The sequence below is a fragment of the Sphingopyxis sp. MG genome (assembly GCF_002953155.1).
GTDB lineage: Bacteria > Pseudomonadota > Alphaproteobacteria > Sphingomonadales > Sphingomonadaceae > Sphingopyxis > Sphingopyxis granuli.
In genome coordinates this window covers 1,899,386-1,914,346 of record NZ_CP026381.1, presented here as the reverse complement: position 1 = coordinate 1,914,346, position 14,961 = coordinate 1,899,386, and the positions used below count along the sequence as shown (strand labels likewise).

The window sequence follows — 14,961 nt, the reverse complement described above, 5'->3', positions numbered from 1 at the left end:
AAGCTTTGCGCGCTATGCCGGCCGGTGAAGGGGACGGCCATGCGCACGATCAGGTTCGGGACCGGAAAGCTCGTCATCGGAACGCTGGCGGGGATCGTCCTGCCGGCGATGGGGTTGCCGATGCTGTTCGGCGGCGGTCTGCTCGCCGTTCTCGGCGTCGTCCTGATCGTTGCGGGGCCGCTCGCTTCGGCGTCGAGCATCAAGCGGCTGCTCGGTGATGGCGTGGCGCTCGAATATGACGCCGCCGGGGTGCGCGTCGCGACGAGTTGGTCGTCGGAGCGCCTCCGCTGGTCGCAGGTCCGCAGCATCGGCCGCAGCCAGCTCGTCACCCGCATGTATGGCTTCATTCCGGTGAGCCGGCAGAATTTCATCGACTTCAAGGTCGAAGGCGGCGTGTTCGGAACGCGGACGATCCGCCTTGCCGCATCGGTGCTCGACGTGAAGAAGCGCGATCTCGATTCGCTCGTCGGCGACCTGCAGGCGGCGCATGCCGGGCAGGTCCCCGCGGCCGCAATGGAACCGACAGCGTCCGCGACCGCGAGGCTGGAGCGCGGTCGCGATCCGCTCGAAGGCGCCCCGCGCGGCGACGCGTTCGACGCCGACGCGGCGCTCGCGCGCTATCTCGCCCATCGCCCGGCGCCCCGGCCCGAGGCGCCTGCCGCGACGCCCGGCCTGCGTCCCCGCCCGACGTTCGGCCGCAAGGTCGCCTGACCGCCCGCTTGCGCGGCGCTTCGCGGTCGCTTAGGCGCCGGAGATGACCGCGCGCAGTTCGCTTTTTTGGGCCGCATTGCTGGTCGCCGCCGCGCTGCTGCTCGGCTTCGCGACCGGCGCTCTGACCCCTGTCGATGAACGCCTGTCGAAGGCATTGGCGCTGCGCGAGGGCATAGCGGCGCCCGCACTGATCGCTTTTCTGCAAGGCGTGAGCTGGTTCGGCGGCGGCGTCGCGCGCTGGGCTCTCGTCCTCATCCTGTGCCTTTCGCTCTGGCGCTGGGTGGACAGGCAGGCGGCGCTGCGGCTGTTCGGCGCGGCGCTCGTCGCCAATCTGGCGTCGAGCCTGCTGAAGACTGTCTACGGCCGGCCGCGCCCCGACCTTGTCCCGCACCTCGATCAGGTGTCGAACTGGTCCTATCCCAGCGGTCATGCGACGAGCGTCGCGGCGATCGTGATCGCGCTCGCGCTGCTCGTCCCGCCGCGCTGGCGTCCGGCGGCGGCCGGTTTCGCGGCGCTCGCGATCCTGCTGACCGCGCTGTCGCGGGTGATGCTCGGCGTGCACTGGACGAGCGATGTCGTGGGCGGCACGCTGCTCGGCGCGGGATGCGCGCTCGCGGTTGCGGGGAGCGGGCGCGTCAGCCGCTGAGCAGCACGACGCCGACGACGAGCAGCAGGCAGCCCGCGAGCCGCCAGCGCCCGACCGCCTCGCCCAGGAAGATCATCCCGAACAGCGCGCCGGCCATCATCGACATTTCGCGCGTCGGCGCGACGACATGGACCGGCGCGCCCATCCGCAGCGCCGTCAGCACGAGGATATAGGAAGCGGGCGACAGCAGCCCGACCGCGATCGCGAGGCGCCAATGCCCGCGCATCCGCGCCATGTTCCCCCGCGGGTCGCGCAGGATCACCGGCAGCAGGAAGAAGAAGCGCAGCGTGTTCGACAGCCAGTCGAGCACGACGGGAAGCACGCCGAGCCGCTTCACCGCCCAGCCGTCGACGACCGTATAGGCGGCGATCAGCGCGCCGGTGCCGAGCCCCCAGCGCACGCCGCGGTGCGCCTCCGCGCTGCGGAAGGCGGCGAAGTGGCCCTGCGTCGCGATCAGTCCTATGCCGGCGACGACGAGCAGCAGCCCCGCCAGCCCCGGCGCGCTGATCGCTTCGCCGAGCAGCACGACGGCGCCGACCGACGCGAGCATCGGCCCGGTGCCGCGCGCGATCGGATAGACGACCGACAGATCGGCGACCTGATAGCCGCGCTGGAGGCACAGGCTGTAGGCGAGATGGATAAGCGCCGACAGCAGGATGACGCCCGCGACGGGCAGGCTCCACGCCATGCCGTCGCTCAGCAAGATCCACGCGACCCACGGCGCATAGGCGATACCCGCGACCAGATTATAGGCGAAGACGAACGCGACGCCGGCGTGCGCCGCGCGCTTCGCGAGCAGGTTCCACGTCGCATGGATCAGGGCGGCGAGAACGACGAGGCCGAGCGAGAGAAAGGTCATGGGAAGCCCGGACCTTCCTATCCGATTGCCAGCGCCGATCAATCACCCTCGACAGTCGCGCCGAACGGACTAACGTCGCGTGCATGGCACATGGCACCCACGACTTCGCCCCCGACCCGCGCAACGATGCGATCCTGATCAACGTCAACGGCGCGCTCGTCCCGCGCGCCGAGGCGAGCGTGTCGGTGTTCGACAGCGGTTTCATGCTCGGCGACGGCGTGTGGGAAGGGATTCGCGTCCACAAGGGGCGCATGGCCTTCCTCGACCAGCATCTCGACCGCTTGTGGGAAGGCGCGAAGGCGATCGCGATGGATATCGGCCTGTCGCGCGCGGAACTGGAGCGACGGCTCTACGACACGATCGACGCCAACGGCATGGACGGCTGCCACATCCGGCTGATGGTGACGCGCGGCATCCGCTCGACACCCTATCAGGACCCGCGCGTCGTCATCTCGCCCGCGACGATCGTCATCATCGCCGAGCACAAGGACCCGCTGCCCGCGACGGTGGAAACGGGGCTTTCGCTCTTCACAGTCCACGTCCGCCGCGGCGACCCCGCGGTGCAGGACCCCAAGCTCAATTCGCATTCGAAGCTCAACTGCATCACCGCCTGCATCCAGGCGGCGCAGGCGGGCGCCGACGAGGCGCTGATGCTCGACCCGCACGGCTTCGTCGCGACGTGCAATTCGACCCATTTCTTCATCGTCCGCAAGGGCGAGGTGTGGACGTCGAGCGGCGACTATTGCCTCGGCGGCATCACGCGCGGCAACGTTATCCGCATCTGCCGCGAAAACGGCATCCCGGTGTTCGAGAAGAATTTCTCGCTCACCGACGTCTATGGCGCCGACGAGGCGTTCGTCACCGGCACCTTCGCCGGCGTCGTCCCGGCGCACACGATCGACGGCCGCCGGCTGACCGAGGGCAGGGGCCCGATGGTCGAGCGGCTGCAGGGGCTCTACAAGCAGTTGATCGAGCGCGACATCGCGGAGCGGGGGCGGCCGTGACGACCGTCCGCATCGCCATGTGGTCGGGGCCGCGCAACCTGTCGACCGCGATGATGCGCAGCTTCGGCAGCCGCGCCGACACCTTCGTCACCGACGAGCCCTTCTATGGTGCCTATCTGAAGGCGACGGGCGATCCGCAGCCGATGGCCGACGCGGTGATCGCCGACATGGATTGCGACTGGACCGGCGTCGCGCGCAGCATGACCGGGCCGTGCCCCGCCGGGAAGGCCGTCTGGTACCAGAAGCATATGGCGCATCACATGGTCGGCCCGGTCGCGCACCACGACCTGCCGGGGCTGCGCCATGCCTTCCTGATCCGCGACCCGGCGCGCGTCGTCGCGAGCTATGCCGCAAAGCGCGAGGCGGTGCGGCCTGAGCATCTCGGCACCGCGAAGCAGGTCGAATATTTCGACCGCGAGGCCGACCGGCTCGGCCACGCGCCGCCGGTTGTCGACAGCGCTGACATCCTGCGCGACCCCGCCAATATGCTCGCCCGGCTGTGCGAAGCGCTCGGCATCGCCTGGGACCCGGCGATGCTGCATTGGCGGGCGGGGCTGCGCGACACCGACGGCATCTGGGCGTCGCACTGGTACGACGCGGTCGCGGCGAGCACCGGCTTCGGCGCGCCCGACAAGCCGATGCCCGATCTCGACCCCGCGGCGCGCGCGGTCGCCGATGCGTGCCGCGCCGATTATGATTATCTGGCGCGCCACAAGATTTCGATCTGAGACCTTTTCCGCTGTCCTGCCGCGCCGCTTTTTGCCATCAGGGTCGCGGGCACCAACAACGGGGGCGGATATGCAATCCAGTGTGAAGTTCGGCGGTTTCCTGCGCGCAATCGCCTTGGGCGCGGGCGCATTCTTCGCCGCGAACGCGGCGCAGGCCGATGGCGGGCAGACGGTGATCACCGCCTCGCGCTATGTCGACGTGCTGACCGGCAAGACGGTCGAGCATCCGGCGATCTTCGTCGGGGCCGACGGCCGCATCGCGAACATTGCCGACGCGCGCACCGTGCGCTGGGGCAGCGACGTGAAGCAGATCGACCTCGGCGACCGCACGCTGCTGCCCGGGCTGATCGACATGCACGTCCACCTGACCTCGCTGGCGGAAGTCGGCGGCTATCAGGGACTGCGCTACACCGACAGCTTCTGGACCGTCGTCGGCGTCGCCAATGCAAAGAAGATACTCGACGCCGGCTTCACCACCGTCCGCAACCTCGGCTCGGCCGATTTCGGCGACGTCGGGCTCAAGCAGGCGATCGAGGGCGGTCATATCGCCGGGCCGCGGATCATCCCCGCGGGCTGGGCGCTGGGCGCGACCGGCGGACATTGCGACAGCGGCGGGCTGCCGCCGTCGATGGACCGCAAGCAGCCGTCGATCGTCGACAGTCCCGAGGAAGCGCGCGCCAAGGTGCGCTGGCTGCACAAATATGGCGCCCGCGCGATCAAGATCTGCGCGACCGGCGGCGTCTTTTCGCTCGGCGACAGCGTCGGCGCGCAGCAACTCACCTTCGACGAGATGAAGGCGATCGCCGACGAGGCGCATATGCTGGGGCTGAAGGTCGCGGCGCACGCGCATGGCGACGACGGGATCAAGACCGCGATCCGCGCCGGAATCGACACGATCGAACATTGCAGCCTGGCGAGCGACGAGGCGATCCGACTCGCGGTCGAGCACAAGACCTGGTTCGACATGGATATCTACAACGACGATTATATCCTCGCGACCGGCACCGCCAACGGCACCGAGCAGGAAAGCCTCGACAAGGAAAAGGCGATCGGCCTCGCGCAGCGCCAGACCTTCCAGCGCGCGGTCAAGGCGGGGGTGCGGATGATCTTCGGCACCGACGCCGGCGTCTACCCCCACGGCGACAATGGCAAGCAGTTCGCGAAAATGGTCGAATGGGGCATGACCCCGCTGCAGGCGATCCGCGCCGCGACCGTCAACGGCGCCGAGGCGCTGGGAATGACCGGCGACGTCGGCGCGATTGCGGTCGGCCGCTATGCCGACATCATCGCGGTCGACGGCGACCCGCTGGCCGACGTGACGCGGCTGGAGCATGTCGCGGCGGTGGTGAAGGGCGGGGCGCTGGTAAAGAGCGAATAGACGTCGCCCGGCGAAAACAGGGAAACGTCATCCCCGCGAAAGCTAGAATCCGATGACTTTGGATTGACCCACTTCGTCATTGCGACCCCGGACCTGATCGGCAATTATCCCCTTCCGACAGGTGAGCGTTCCCCGGCGAAAGCCGGGGTCCAGCTACGTGCGCCTGCCTCGCATGGACCCCGGCTTTCGCCGGGGATCACCAGCGTCCCTGTCTCAAGGGTATAAACGCCGACCTGATCCGGAGGAAGCAATCCAGGGCGGTTTGCGCACGCTCTGGATTGCCGCGCGGCTTCGCCGCTCGCAATGACGATTCCATTCGATGTCATCACGGCCTAGGACGGATCGACATTCAGAGGATGGCGAGCCGGAGTCGAAGACGACCACAGGTCAAAATGGTGGATTTGCGAGACCCGGAGCGCAGCGTGCTGATGGCACGTGAGCACCGGAAACTCGCAAAGCCGCTATTTGCAGGCCGCCAGAGCTGAATGTCGATCCGTCCTAAGGTCTGTGGGGATTCAGAGTCTATCGCCGCGATATTGTATAAAGCCGTGTTCCCCCGCGAAGGCGGGGGTCCATCTTCGGCCGGTTCCATCTCGAAACCACCGCAGATGGGTCCCCGCCTTCGCGGGGACACACGATAAAGGACAGTCGCAAGATGAATCCCCACACGCCTTAGGACGGATCGCCATTACAGACCGCCAGCGGCTCCAGCTTTCGCCGCGTCGAAACGGTCGCCGGTCCGGGAAACCGCCGTTCAGACGACCAGCTTGTCGACCATCGCCTCGCGCATTTCGGGAGTGACGTTCAGCACCGCCTCGGCATAGCCCGCGATGTCGCCATGATCGCGCCGCACCGTGGCCAGCGCGGCGTCGAGGTAGGCGGGGTTGACCGACATCAGCGCGCGAACCGCGTCGTCCTTGATCTCGCCCCCATAGCGCTGGCGGATATGCGCGGCACCCTGGGCGATCCGCTCCTCGATCTTGCCCGCCGTGTTGGTGAGCAGATAGTCGTGCATCAGGTCGTCCTCGTGCACGCCGAGCAGGCGGTGGACGATCGCGACCGCAAAGCCGGTGCGGTCCTTGCCAGCGACGCAATGGACGAGGCTCGGCGCATCATATTCGGCGAGCGCCGACAGATAGAGGCGCAGCGTCGCGACGAGCGCGGGGCGATAGGGCATGGCGGCATAGGTGTCGATCATCCGCGCCCGCGCCGTCTCGACGTCGATCGCGCCGCCCGCCGCCTGAAGGTGCGGGGCGAGGCCCGCGGTGATGCCGCCCGCGAACAGCACGCGCGCCGCGAACCGATCCGATCGGCGGCACGGATGCAGTTCGCGCTCGTCGTCGCCGCGCAGGTCGACGACCGTTTCGAGGCCCAGCGCGTCGAGCGCGGCGAGGTCGTCGTCGGTCGCCGCCTCGTGCTGCGCCGACCGCCACAGCACGCCGCTGCGCAGCTGCCCGCCGCCCTCGACGCCATAGCCGCCGTAATCGCGGAAATTGTGGACGCCCGAAAGCGGCAGGACGCGGTCGGCGGCCATGGTCAGTCTCCCGTGAACACCGGCGCGCGCTTTTCGACGAAGGCGTTGATCGCTTCGCGGTTGTCGGCGGTTTCGTGGACGATCGCCTGATAAGCGGCGCTGAGTTCGAGGATGTCGCTCATCCGGCTGTGCTGCGCCTCGCGCATCAGCCGCTTGGTCAGCCGCAGCGCGCGCGGCGGGTTGCAGACGATGCGCTCGGCGATCGCGACGGCGCGGTCGAGCAGGTCGGCATCGGGCACGACCTCGGTGACGAGGCCATAGTCCTTCGCCGTCGCCGCGTCGAAACGGTCGCCGGTCAGGAACAGCTCGGCGGCGCGCGGATAGCCGAGCACGCGCTGGAGCAGCCAGGCGCCGCCGTCGCCGGGGACGATCCCGACCTTGATGAAGCTGCACGCGAATTTGGCGCTCTCGGCCGCGATGCGGATATCGCAGGTGCAGGCAAGATCGCAGCCGAGCCCGATGGCGTGGCCGTTCACCGCCGCGATCATCGGCACCTCGCAGTCCATCAGCGCGCGGATCACCGCCTGCACGCCGCGGCGATAGTTGGCGCGGGTCGAATCGGGCTGGTCGAGCACCCCGATCCCCTGCCGTTCCTGCATGCTCTTCAGGTTGCCGCCGGCGCTGAACGCCTTGCCGCTGCCGGTCAGGATGATCGCGCTGACGCCGCGATCCTCGCCCAGCGCGCGCAGCGTGTCGATGATGTCGTCGCAATCCGCATGCGTTCCGATCGCGTTCATGCTTTCGGGCTTGCTCATCGTCAGGATGGCAATCTTGCCCCGCCGTTCGACACTCAGAAATTCACCCACGCCCTTATCTCCTCTAGAATCCCGACTCTGGAGCATCGAGACATCAAATTGTACCCGTTCGTGCTGAGCTTGTCGAAGCACCGTCCTTTCTCTGACTCCGTAAGAGAAAGGACGGTGCTTCGACAAGCTCGGAGCCTGCCCCCGCGAAAGCGGGGGGCAAATGGTTCAGGTTTAACCCGCGGTGCTCTAGCGAACCGCGCCGCCCTCGCGCAGCGCTTTGATCCGGTCGGCGTCATAGCCGAGCCCGGCCAGCAGCGCATCGCCGTCGCCGCCGACCTGCGGCGCCGCCCGCGGCATGTCGTTCACCGTCGCCGAATAGCGCGGCGCCGGGGCGGGCTGGGTCGCGCCGCCGATGGTGACGAAGGTTTCGCGCTCGACATTGTGCGGATGCTTCGGCGCCTCGTCGAGCGAGAGCACGGGCGCGAAGCAGACGTCGGTCATCTCCATCAGCGCGCACCATTCATCGCGGGTCTTCGTCGCGAACAGCGCGGTCAGCCTGTCCTTGAGCGGGCCCCATTGCGCGGGGTCCATCTGCGCGTCGAAGGCGGGGTCCTTGTCGAGCCCCGTCTTCTCGCGCAGCAGCGCATAGAATTGCGGCTCGATCGATCCGATCGAGATGAACTTGCCGTCGGCGCAGCGATAGGTGTCATAGAAATGGGCGCCGCTGTCGAGCATGTTGACCCCCGCCTCGTCGTGCAGCCGGCCCATGGCGCGGAAGCCCCAGGTCATGCCCGCGAGCAGCGCCGACCCGTCGGTCATCGCGCAGTCGATGACCTGGCCTTCGCCGGTCTTCGCCGCGTGGAGCAGCGCGCTGGCCATGCCGAAGGCGAGCATCATGCCGCCGCCGCCGAAATCGCCGACATAGTTGACGGGCGGCGTCGGCTTCTCGCCGGCGCGGCCGACCGTGTGCAGCACGCCCGACAGCGCGATATAGTTGATGTCGTGCCCCGCCGACTGGGCATAGGGACCGAACTGGCCCCAGCCGGTCATGCGGCCATAGACGAGCTTCGGATTGTCGGCGAGCAGCACCTCGGGCCCGAGCCCCAGCCGCTCCATCACGCCGGGGCGATAGCCCTCGATGATGCCGTCGGCGCTTTTGCACAGGTCGCGCGCGATCTCGACCGCCTGCGGGTTCTTCATGTCGAGCGCGATCGAGGTGCGCCCGCGCGACAGCGGATCGCGGGGGTCCATGAACCCGCCCGGACGGTCGATGCGGATCACCTCGGCGCCATGGTCCGCGAGCATCATGCCGCAGAAGGGGCCGGGGCCGATGCCGGCGAACTCGATGATCCTGACGCCCCTGAGCGGTCCGGTCATGTCGTGTCTCCTGTCCGTTCGTCGCCACCCGCGAGCGGAGCGAAGCGCTCGCGGGTGGCGATAATCGCCTCAGATGCGTTCGATGATGATCGCCGGCGCCATGCCGCCCGCGGCGCACATGGTGACGAGGCCGTAGCGGCCGCCCGAACGCTCGAGCTCGTCGAGCGCGGTGCCGATCAGCATCGAGCCGGTGGCGCCGATCGGGTGGCCGAGCGCCATCGCGCCGCCGTTGATGTTCACCTTCCCGCGATCGAGGTCGAGGTCGCGGATGAACTTTTCGGCGACCACCGCGAAGGCCTCGTTGATTTCCCAGACGTCGATGTCCTCCTTCCCGAGGCCCGCCTTTTCGAGCACCTTCTTCGCCGCCGGGACCGGGGCGTTGAGCATCAGCGTCGGATCGTCGCCGATATTGGCATAGGCGACGATGCGACCGCGCGGCTTCAGCCCGTGCTTGTCGGCATAATCCTTTGAGGTCAGCAGGACCGCCGCCGCGCCGTCGACGACGCCCGAGCTGTTGCCGGCATGGTGGAAATGCTGGATTTCGAGATCGGGATAGCGGCGGTTGATCTGCTTGCGGAAGGTCGTTCCATCACCGAGGTCGAAATCGGCGAGGGCGGTAAAGCTGGGCTTCAACGCCGCCAGCCCTTCGGCGGTGGTTTCGGGGCGCGGAAATTCCTCGCGGTCGAGCGCGACGCTGCCATCCGGGTTGTGAACGGGGACGACCGACCTGGCGAAGCGGCCTTCCTTGATCGCCTTGTCGGCGCGCTGCTGGCTGACGAGCGCGAGGGCGTCGAGCGCCTCGCGGCTGATCCCCTCCATCGTCGCGATCGCGTCGCCGCACACGCCCTGGTGCGATTGCGGGTGCAGCGCGTCGAGTTCGGGATTTCCCGATCCCATCATGCGCTGCGGCAGACCGGCGTTGGCGCGTTCGGCGGACAGTTGCTGCTGATAGCTCATCATCTCGGTGCCGCCGGCGATGACGCAATCCTCCATGCCGCTCATCACGCTGGCGGCGGCGAAGTTCACCGTGCTGATGCCGCCGCCGCAGAAGCGGTCGAGCGTCGTGCCGCTGGCCTTGATGTCGTAACCCGCGGCCAGCGCCGCCATGCGGCCAAGGTCGCCGCCCTGCTTGCCTTCCTGCGTCGAGGTCGACCAGACGATGTCGTCGACGGTCGCGGTGTCGAGATTGTTGCGGTCGCGGATCGCGGCGAGCACCGTCGCGGCCAGGTGCTGCGGGTGCAGGTGCGACAGCGCGCCCTTGCCGGGCTTGCCGATGCCGCGCGGGGTGCGGACGGCGTCGATGATATAGGCTTCGGACATGTATCTATTCCTTTCGTTGGGGAGAAAATCAGCGCGGCGCCATGCGGATCGCGCCGTCGAGGCGGACGCACTGGCCGTTGAAATAGGTGTTGCGGACCATCTCCATCGCCAGGCTCGCATATTCCTCGGCCTTGCCGAGGCGCTTGGGGAAGGGGACGGAGGCCTCCAGGCTTTCCTTGACCTTCGGGTTCATATTGCCGAGCAGCGGCGTGCCGAACACGCCCGGCATGATCGAATTGACCCGGATGCCCAGGTCCATCAGGTCGCGCGCCATAGGCAGGACGAGGCCGTTCACGCCCGCCTTGGCCGATCCGTAGATGACCTGCCCGATCTGCGCGTCCTGCGCCGCGACCGACGCGGTGAAGACGATCGCGCCGCGCTCGCCATCCTCCAGTTCGGGCAAGCTGGCCATGCCCTCGGCGGCGATCGAGCCGATGCGATAGCTGGCGGTCAATATGCCCGCGACGCCATATTCGTAATCGGCGGTCGGGGTGCGGCGATATTTGCCGGTTTCCTTGTCGAAGGCGAGCGTCTTGCCGCGGCGCGACGTCATCGCGCAGTGGACGGCGATGCGTTCCTGCCCATGCGCCGCGCGCGCCGTGGCAAAGCCGTCGACGACCGACTGCTCGTCGGTGATGTCGACATGGACGAACAGTCCGCCGATCGCCTTCGCGACCTCTTCGCCGAGCGCGTCGTTGATGTCGAATATCGCCACCTTGACCCCGGCGGCGGCGAGCGCTTCGGCGGTCGCGCGGCCCAGCCCCGATGCGCCGCCGGTGACAACGGCTGCGGTGGAGGAATCGATCTTCATGGGGAGGCTCCTGTCAGGCTGGTATCTCGTTGAAGGGCACGCCCTTGTCGGGGCGATGATCCTGCGGCAGGCCGAGGATGCGCTCGGCGATCGTGTTGAGCAGCGTCTCGTCCGACCCGCCGGCGATCCGGCCCGTCGGGGCGTTGATCCAGCTCGACGCCCAGTCGTCCTTGGGGGAGGCGTGCGCGTCGAACGCGAAGCCCGCCGCGCCCTGCAAATCGATCGCGAGTTCGGACAGCTTCTGGCGCGAGCGCACCGCGACCAGCTTGTTCAGCGATCCCTCCGGCCCCGGCGTCATCCCCGCCTGCATCATCAGCCGCGCGCGCACGTTGATCGAATCGAGCCCGGCGCGCATCGCATGGTTGCGCGCGATCTGCTGCCGGATGCGACCGTCCTCGATCGCCGGACGGCCGTTCAGCCGCACCTCTTTCGCCAGGTCGACGAACAGGTCGAGGTGCGGGCCGAAGCCGGCGCTGTCGGTCGCGACATAACGCTCGATCATCAGTGTCGCCATCGCGACCGCGAAGCCGCCGCCGACCGGCGACATGCGATGATCGTCGCCGATCCGCACATCGTCGAAGAACACCTCGTTGACATGGCTGTCGCCGCCCGCGAGCTTGATCGGGCGCACCGTGACGCCCGGCGCCTTCATGTCGACCCAGAAATAGGTCAGACCCTTGTGCTTGGCGACGGTCGGGTCGGTGCGCACGACGATGACGCCATAGTCGCTATATTGCGCCCAGCTCGTCCAGACCTTCTGCCCGTTGATCTTCCAGCCGTTGCCGTCGGTCTCGGCGCGGGTGCGCAGGCCGGCCAGGTCGGTGCCGCCCGACGGCTCGGAGAAAAGCTGGCACCAGATTTCCTCGCCCTGCAGCGCCTTCAGCACGCGTTCCTTCACGAAGTCGCGGTCGGTGCCGAACTGCATCAGCACCGGCACCGGCATCCCCAGCGAAATGCCGAAATAGACGTTCGGGAAACCGTGCTTCATCTCCTCGGCCTCGAAGGCGATCTTCTCGATATGGCCGAGCCCCTGTCCGCCCAGATCGGTCGGCCAGTTGATGCCGGCGAATCCCGCGTCGAACTTCGCCTTCTGATACCGGCGGCCGAGCGCGAGATCCTCTTCGACGGTCAGGCCCTTGCGCGCCGCCTTGCCGAATTGCGGCACCATCGACTCGCACCATGCGGCCGCCTTGGCGCGCCAGCCTTCCAGATCGCTCATGCACCTTCTCCCGCCAAACGGTCGACGAGGACATCCTCCCAGAACAGGGTGCTGCCCTGTTCGAGCGCCAGGCTGCGCGCGCGGCGCATGTGGAGGTGCAGGCCGATCTCCCACGTCACGCCGATGCCGCCGTGAATCTGGACGCAGTCGCGCGCCGCACTGTCATAGGCCTCGGTCGCCGACAGCCGCGCAGCGGCGGCGGCGGTGATGAAATCCTCCGCCCCATCGCGTGCCGCGGCATGGATGCAATTGGCGCGCGCCAGTTCGACGAGGCCGTAAAGCTCTGCGATGCGGTGCTTGATCGACTGGAACGCGCCGATCGGCTGGCCGAACGCCTTGCGCGTCACCGCATAGTCGCGCGCGATCTCCATCAGCGCTTCGGCGCCGCCCGTCTGTTCGTGCGCGGTGACGACGGCCTGGAGCGCAAGGATGTGCAGCGCCGCGTCGCGCGCCGCGCCGTCCGTTTCCAGACGCTCGGCGGGCGTGCCCGCGAAAACGAGGTCGGCGAGACAGCGACTGTTGTCGAAACTGGCGACCGTCCGCCGCTCGACCCCGGCCAGATCGGCGATCGCCAGCACCGGCCCGTCCGCTCCGGCGGCGAACAGGATCGCGACGTCGGCGGCGACGCCGCCCGACACGGCGGGCGCGATGCCGTCGAGCCGCCCGTCGGCGAATCGCACGCCGGGCTGCGCCGGCAGCGGATCGGCGCCCGATGCAAAGGCGATCGCCCCGATGCTGTCGCCGCTCGCAAGGCCCGGAAGCCAGCGCGCCTTCTGCGCGTCGGAGCCGTAGAGTTCGATCGCCTTGGCCGCGCCGAAGCCGGAGGTCAGGAAAGGCGCGCCGCTCAGCGTGCGCCCCGCCTGATGAGCGATCAGTCCCAGCTCGACGAGGCCGAGCGCCAGCCCGCCATGCGATTCGGGCAGCGCGAGGGCGGTCCAGCCCTGTTCCTTCGCGGTCGCCCAGAAACCTTCGTGATAGCGCCCCTCGACCTCGAGCAGCGGCAGAAGGTCTTCCTTGCGCATGCGGGCCTCCAGGACGCGCCGCGATTCGGTCGCGATCGCCTGCTGGCCCTCGTCGTGGAGGATCGTCATCGCCGCACCTGTCCTTCTCTCACCCTTCGCTCTTGCCAATGAACCGGACGTTGACGTAAACGTCAAGTCAATTCCGGCGCGGCGGCGACGTAGCGTCACCATGTGGGCAACGAACAGAGGGAAGGACAGCGAATGGCTTTCAAGACGCGGATCACCGAGATGCTGGGAATCGAGCATCCGATCGTGCAGGGCGGCATGCAGAGCGTCGGCTATGCCGAACTGGCGAGCGCGGTGTCGAACGCCGGCGGGCTCGGCATCCTGACGGCGCTGACCCAGCCGACTCCGCAGGCGCTGCGCGAAGAGATCGAGCGCTGCCGGTCGATGACCGACAAGCCGTTCGGCGTGAACATGACGGTGTTTCCGACGATCAACGCGCCCGACTACAAGGCCTATGCGCAGGCGATCATCGACGGCGGGGTGAAGATCGTCGAGACGGCCGGGACGCAGGCCGTGCGCGAAATCTGGGAAATGCTGAAGCCGCACGGCGTCACCATCCTCCACAAATGCACCGCGGTGCGCCATGCGCTGTCGGCCGAACGGGCGGGCTGCGACATCATCTCGATCGACGGCTTCGAATGCGCGGGGCACCCGGGCGAGGACGACATCCCCGGGCTGATCCTGATCCCGGCGGCCGCCGACAAGGTGAAGATTCCGATGCTCGCTTCGGGCGGCTTCGGCGACGGACGCGGCCTCGTCGCGGCGCTCAGCCTCGGCGCGGAGGGCATCAACATGGGCACGCGCTTCTGCGCGACGAAGGAAGCGCCGATCCACGACAATGTGAAGCAGGCCTATGTCGAGAATGACGAGCGCGGCAGCTTCCTGATCTTCCGCAATTTCAAGAACACCGCGCGCGTCGGCAAGAGCGCGGTCAGCGAAGAGGTGGTGCGCCGCCTGTCGCTGCCCGATGCGAAGTTCGAGGACGTCCAGCCGCTCGTCGCGGGCGCCGCGGGTCGCGAACTGCTCGAAACCGGCGACCTCAGCAAGGGCGTCTTCTGGGCCGGCATGGTGCAGGGACTGATCCACGACATCCCGAGCTGCCAGGACCTGATCGACCGCATCATCGGCCAGGCCGAAGCGATCATCGACCAGCGTCTGGCGGGCTTTCGCCGCTAGAGGCCGATGACGTTGGATTGACCTTGCGAGCGGCGCGAAGCGATCCGGGGCGGCTTGCGGCCGCTCTGGATTGCCGCGCGCAATGACGATTCCATCGAATGCGGCATCCGTGTGTCCCCGTGAGCGCGGGGATCCGAAGCGCCCTGACGCCGTCACCCCGGATCAAGTCGGCCTATATATCCTTCAGACACGCAACGGCCTGTTCCCCGGCGAAAGCCGGGGTCCAGATGGCATGGCGCCGCCCCGCATGGACCCCGGCTTTCGCCGGGGAACGGCACCTGTCGAAAAGGGATCATTATCGATCAGGTCCGGGGTGGCGGTCGACGGTGCAAAAAGAACGCCCCGCCGCAGGGCGACGGGGCAGTGGGGAGATGGTGCCGAGGAGCAGGCCGCCGCGACCGTGTCGCGTTGGCTACAGGCCGAC

The 14,961-nt window shown here is 67.9% G+C and carries 14 protein-coding genes; 6 read left to right on the top strand and 8 right to left on the bottom strand.

What is annotated here, in order from left to right; translation table 11 throughout:
- Positions 1-39: 39 nt before the first annotated feature.
- Together C3E99_RS08955 and C3E99_RS08950 are read left to right on the top strand one after the other, a co-directional pair.
- On the top strand, positions 40-711 hold the full coding sequence (locus C3E99_RS08955; protein ID WP_104959704.1) for a hypothetical protein: 672 nt from the start codon (positions 40-42) through the stop codon (positions 709-711).
- A gap of 43 nt (positions 712-754) precedes the next feature.
- Positions 755-1,357: a phosphatase PAP2 family protein gene (locus C3E99_RS08950; RefSeq protein ID WP_104959703.1), complete on the top strand. Its 603-nt coding sequence runs from the start codon at positions 755-757 to the stop codon at positions 1,355-1,357.
- Here C3E99_RS08950 and C3E99_RS08945 read toward each other — a convergent pair.
- Positions 1,347-2,216 (bottom strand): DMT family transporter, encoded by an 870-nt coding sequence (locus C3E99_RS08945; RefSeq protein WP_104959702.1) that lies wholly within the window; start codon positions 2,214-2,216, stop codon positions 1,347-1,349. The two genes, C3E99_RS08950 and C3E99_RS08945, sit on opposite strands and share 11 nt — an antisense overlap.
- An 83-nt stretch (positions 2,217-2,299) precedes the next feature.
- Between C3E99_RS08945 and C3E99_RS08940 the strand changes: the two genes are divergently transcribed.
- The 3 genes from C3E99_RS08940 to C3E99_RS08930 all read left to right on the top strand — a co-directional run bounded on the left by C3E99_RS08940 (position 2,300) and on the right by C3E99_RS08930 (position 5,326).
- Positions 2,300-3,220 (top strand): aminotransferase class IV, encoded by a 921-nt coding sequence (locus tag C3E99_RS08940; protein WP_076075081.1) that lies wholly within the window; start codon positions 2,300-2,302, stop codon positions 3,218-3,220.
- Positions 3,217-3,948, top strand: coding sequence for a sulfotransferase (locus C3E99_RS08935; protein ID WP_234002649.1), 732 nt, complete (start codon positions 3,217-3,219; stop codon positions 3,946-3,948). Before C3E99_RS08940 ends, C3E99_RS08935 begins: the two co-directional genes overlap by 4 nt.
- Before the next feature lie 70 nt (positions 3,949-4,018).
- The gene (locus C3E99_RS08930) at positions 4,019-5,326 is read left to right on the top strand and encodes a Xaa-Pro dipeptidase (protein ID WP_083675071.1); all 1,308 of its coding nucleotides are present in this window, start codon (positions 4,019-4,021) and stop codon (positions 5,324-5,326) included.
- A gap of 754 nt (positions 5,327-6,080) precedes the next feature.
- On the opposite strand, the gene C3E99_RS08920 is transcribed toward C3E99_RS08930, so the two are convergent.
- The 7 genes from C3E99_RS08920 to C3E99_RS08890 all read right to left on the bottom strand — a co-directional run bounded on the left by C3E99_RS08920 (position 6,081) and on the right by C3E99_RS08890 (position 13,424).
- Positions 6,081-6,860 (bottom strand): tyrosine-protein phosphatase, encoded by a 780-nt coding sequence (locus C3E99_RS08920; RefSeq protein WP_067113146.1) that lies wholly within the window; start codon positions 6,858-6,860, stop codon positions 6,081-6,083.
- A gap of 2 nt (positions 6,861-6,862) precedes the next feature.
- Positions 6,863-7,666: a crotonase/enoyl-CoA hydratase family protein gene (locus C3E99_RS08915; protein WP_067113149.1), complete on the bottom strand. Its 804-nt coding sequence runs from the start codon at positions 7,664-7,666 to the stop codon at positions 6,863-6,865.
- Positions 7,667-7,852: 186 nt separating this feature from the next.
- Entirely contained in the window at positions 7,853-8,983 is a 1,131-nt protein-coding gene (locus C3E99_RS08910) for a CaiB/BaiF CoA transferase family protein (RefSeq protein ID WP_076075087.1), read from the bottom strand.
- A 69-nt stretch (positions 8,984-9,052) separates the two neighbouring features.
- On the bottom strand, positions 9,053-10,303 hold the full coding sequence (locus C3E99_RS08905; RefSeq protein ID WP_076075090.1) for an acetyl-CoA C-acetyltransferase: 1,251 nt from the start codon (positions 10,301-10,303) through the stop codon (positions 9,053-9,055).
- A 28-nt stretch (positions 10,304-10,331) separates the two neighbouring features.
- The gene (locus C3E99_RS08900) at positions 10,332-11,114 is read right to left on the bottom strand and encodes an SDR family NAD(P)-dependent oxidoreductase (RefSeq protein WP_076075092.1); all 783 of its coding nucleotides are present in this window, start codon (positions 11,112-11,114) and stop codon (positions 10,332-10,334) included.
- 13 nt (positions 11,115-11,127) lie between these two features.
- A complete protein-coding gene (locus C3E99_RS08895) occupies positions 11,128-12,333 on the bottom strand; it encodes an acyl-CoA dehydrogenase family protein (RefSeq protein WP_076075095.1) in 1,206 nt (401 codons plus the stop codon).
- The gene (locus C3E99_RS08890) at positions 12,330-13,424 is read right to left on the bottom strand and encodes an acyl-CoA dehydrogenase family protein (protein ID WP_076075097.1); all 1,095 of its coding nucleotides are present in this window, start codon (positions 13,422-13,424) and stop codon (positions 12,330-12,332) included. Before C3E99_RS08890 ends, C3E99_RS08895 begins: the two co-directional genes overlap by 4 nt.
- Positions 13,425-13,556: 132 nt before the next feature.
- Between C3E99_RS08890 and C3E99_RS08885 the strand changes: the two genes are divergently transcribed.
- The gene (locus tag C3E99_RS08885) at positions 13,557-14,537 is read left to right on the top strand and encodes an NAD(P)H-dependent flavin oxidoreductase (protein ID WP_067113170.1); all 981 of its coding nucleotides are present in this window, start codon (positions 13,557-13,559) and stop codon (positions 14,535-14,537) included.
- Positions 14,538-14,961 lie beyond the last annotated feature (424 nt).

Excerpts from the sequence above, each read along its gene's own strand:
- C3E99_RS08910 (WP_076075087.1), bottom strand. The coding sequence starts at position 8,983 with ATGACCGGACCGCTCAGGGGCGTCAGGATCATCGAGTTCGCCGGCATC.
- C3E99_RS08905 (WP_076075090.1), bottom strand. The coding sequence starts at position 10,303 with ATGTCCGAAGCCTATATCATCGACGCCGTCCGCACCCCGCGCGGCATC.
- C3E99_RS08950 (WP_104959703.1), top strand. The coding sequence starts at position 755 with ATGACCGCGCGCAGTTCGCTTTTTTGGGCCGCATTGCTGGTCGCCGCC.
- C3E99_RS08940 (WP_076075081.1), top strand. The coding sequence starts at position 2,300 with ATGGCACATGGCACCCACGACTTCGCCCCCGACCCGCGCAACGATGCG.
- C3E99_RS08945 (WP_104959702.1), bottom strand. The coding sequence starts at position 2,216 with ATGACCTTTCTCTCGCTCGGCCTCGTCGTTCTCGCCGCCCTGATCCAT.
- C3E99_RS08900 (WP_076075092.1), bottom strand. The coding sequence starts at position 11,114 with ATGAAGATCGATTCCTCCACCGCAGCCGTTGTCACCGGCGGCGCATCG.
- C3E99_RS08920 (WP_067113146.1), bottom strand. The coding sequence starts at position 6,860 with ATGGCCGCCGACCGCGTCCTGCCGCTTTCGGGCGTCCACAATTTCCGC.
- C3E99_RS08930 (WP_083675071.1), top strand. The coding sequence starts at position 4,019 with ATGCAATCCAGTGTGAAGTTCGGCGGTTTCCTGCGCGCAATCGCCTTG.
- C3E99_RS08885 (WP_067113170.1), top strand. The coding sequence starts at position 13,557 with ATGGCTTTCAAGACGCGGATCACCGAGATGCTGGGAATCGAGCATCCG.
- C3E99_RS08955 (WP_104959704.1), top strand. The coding sequence starts at position 40 with ATGCGCACGATCAGGTTCGGGACCGGAAAGCTCGTCATCGGAACGCTG.
- C3E99_RS08890 (WP_076075097.1), bottom strand. The coding sequence starts at position 13,424 with ATGACGATCCTCCACGACGAGGGCCAGCAGGCGATCGCGACCGAATCG.
- C3E99_RS08895 (WP_076075095.1), bottom strand. The coding sequence starts at position 12,333 with ATGAGCGATCTGGAAGGCTGGCGCGCCAAGGCGGCCGCATGGTGCGAG.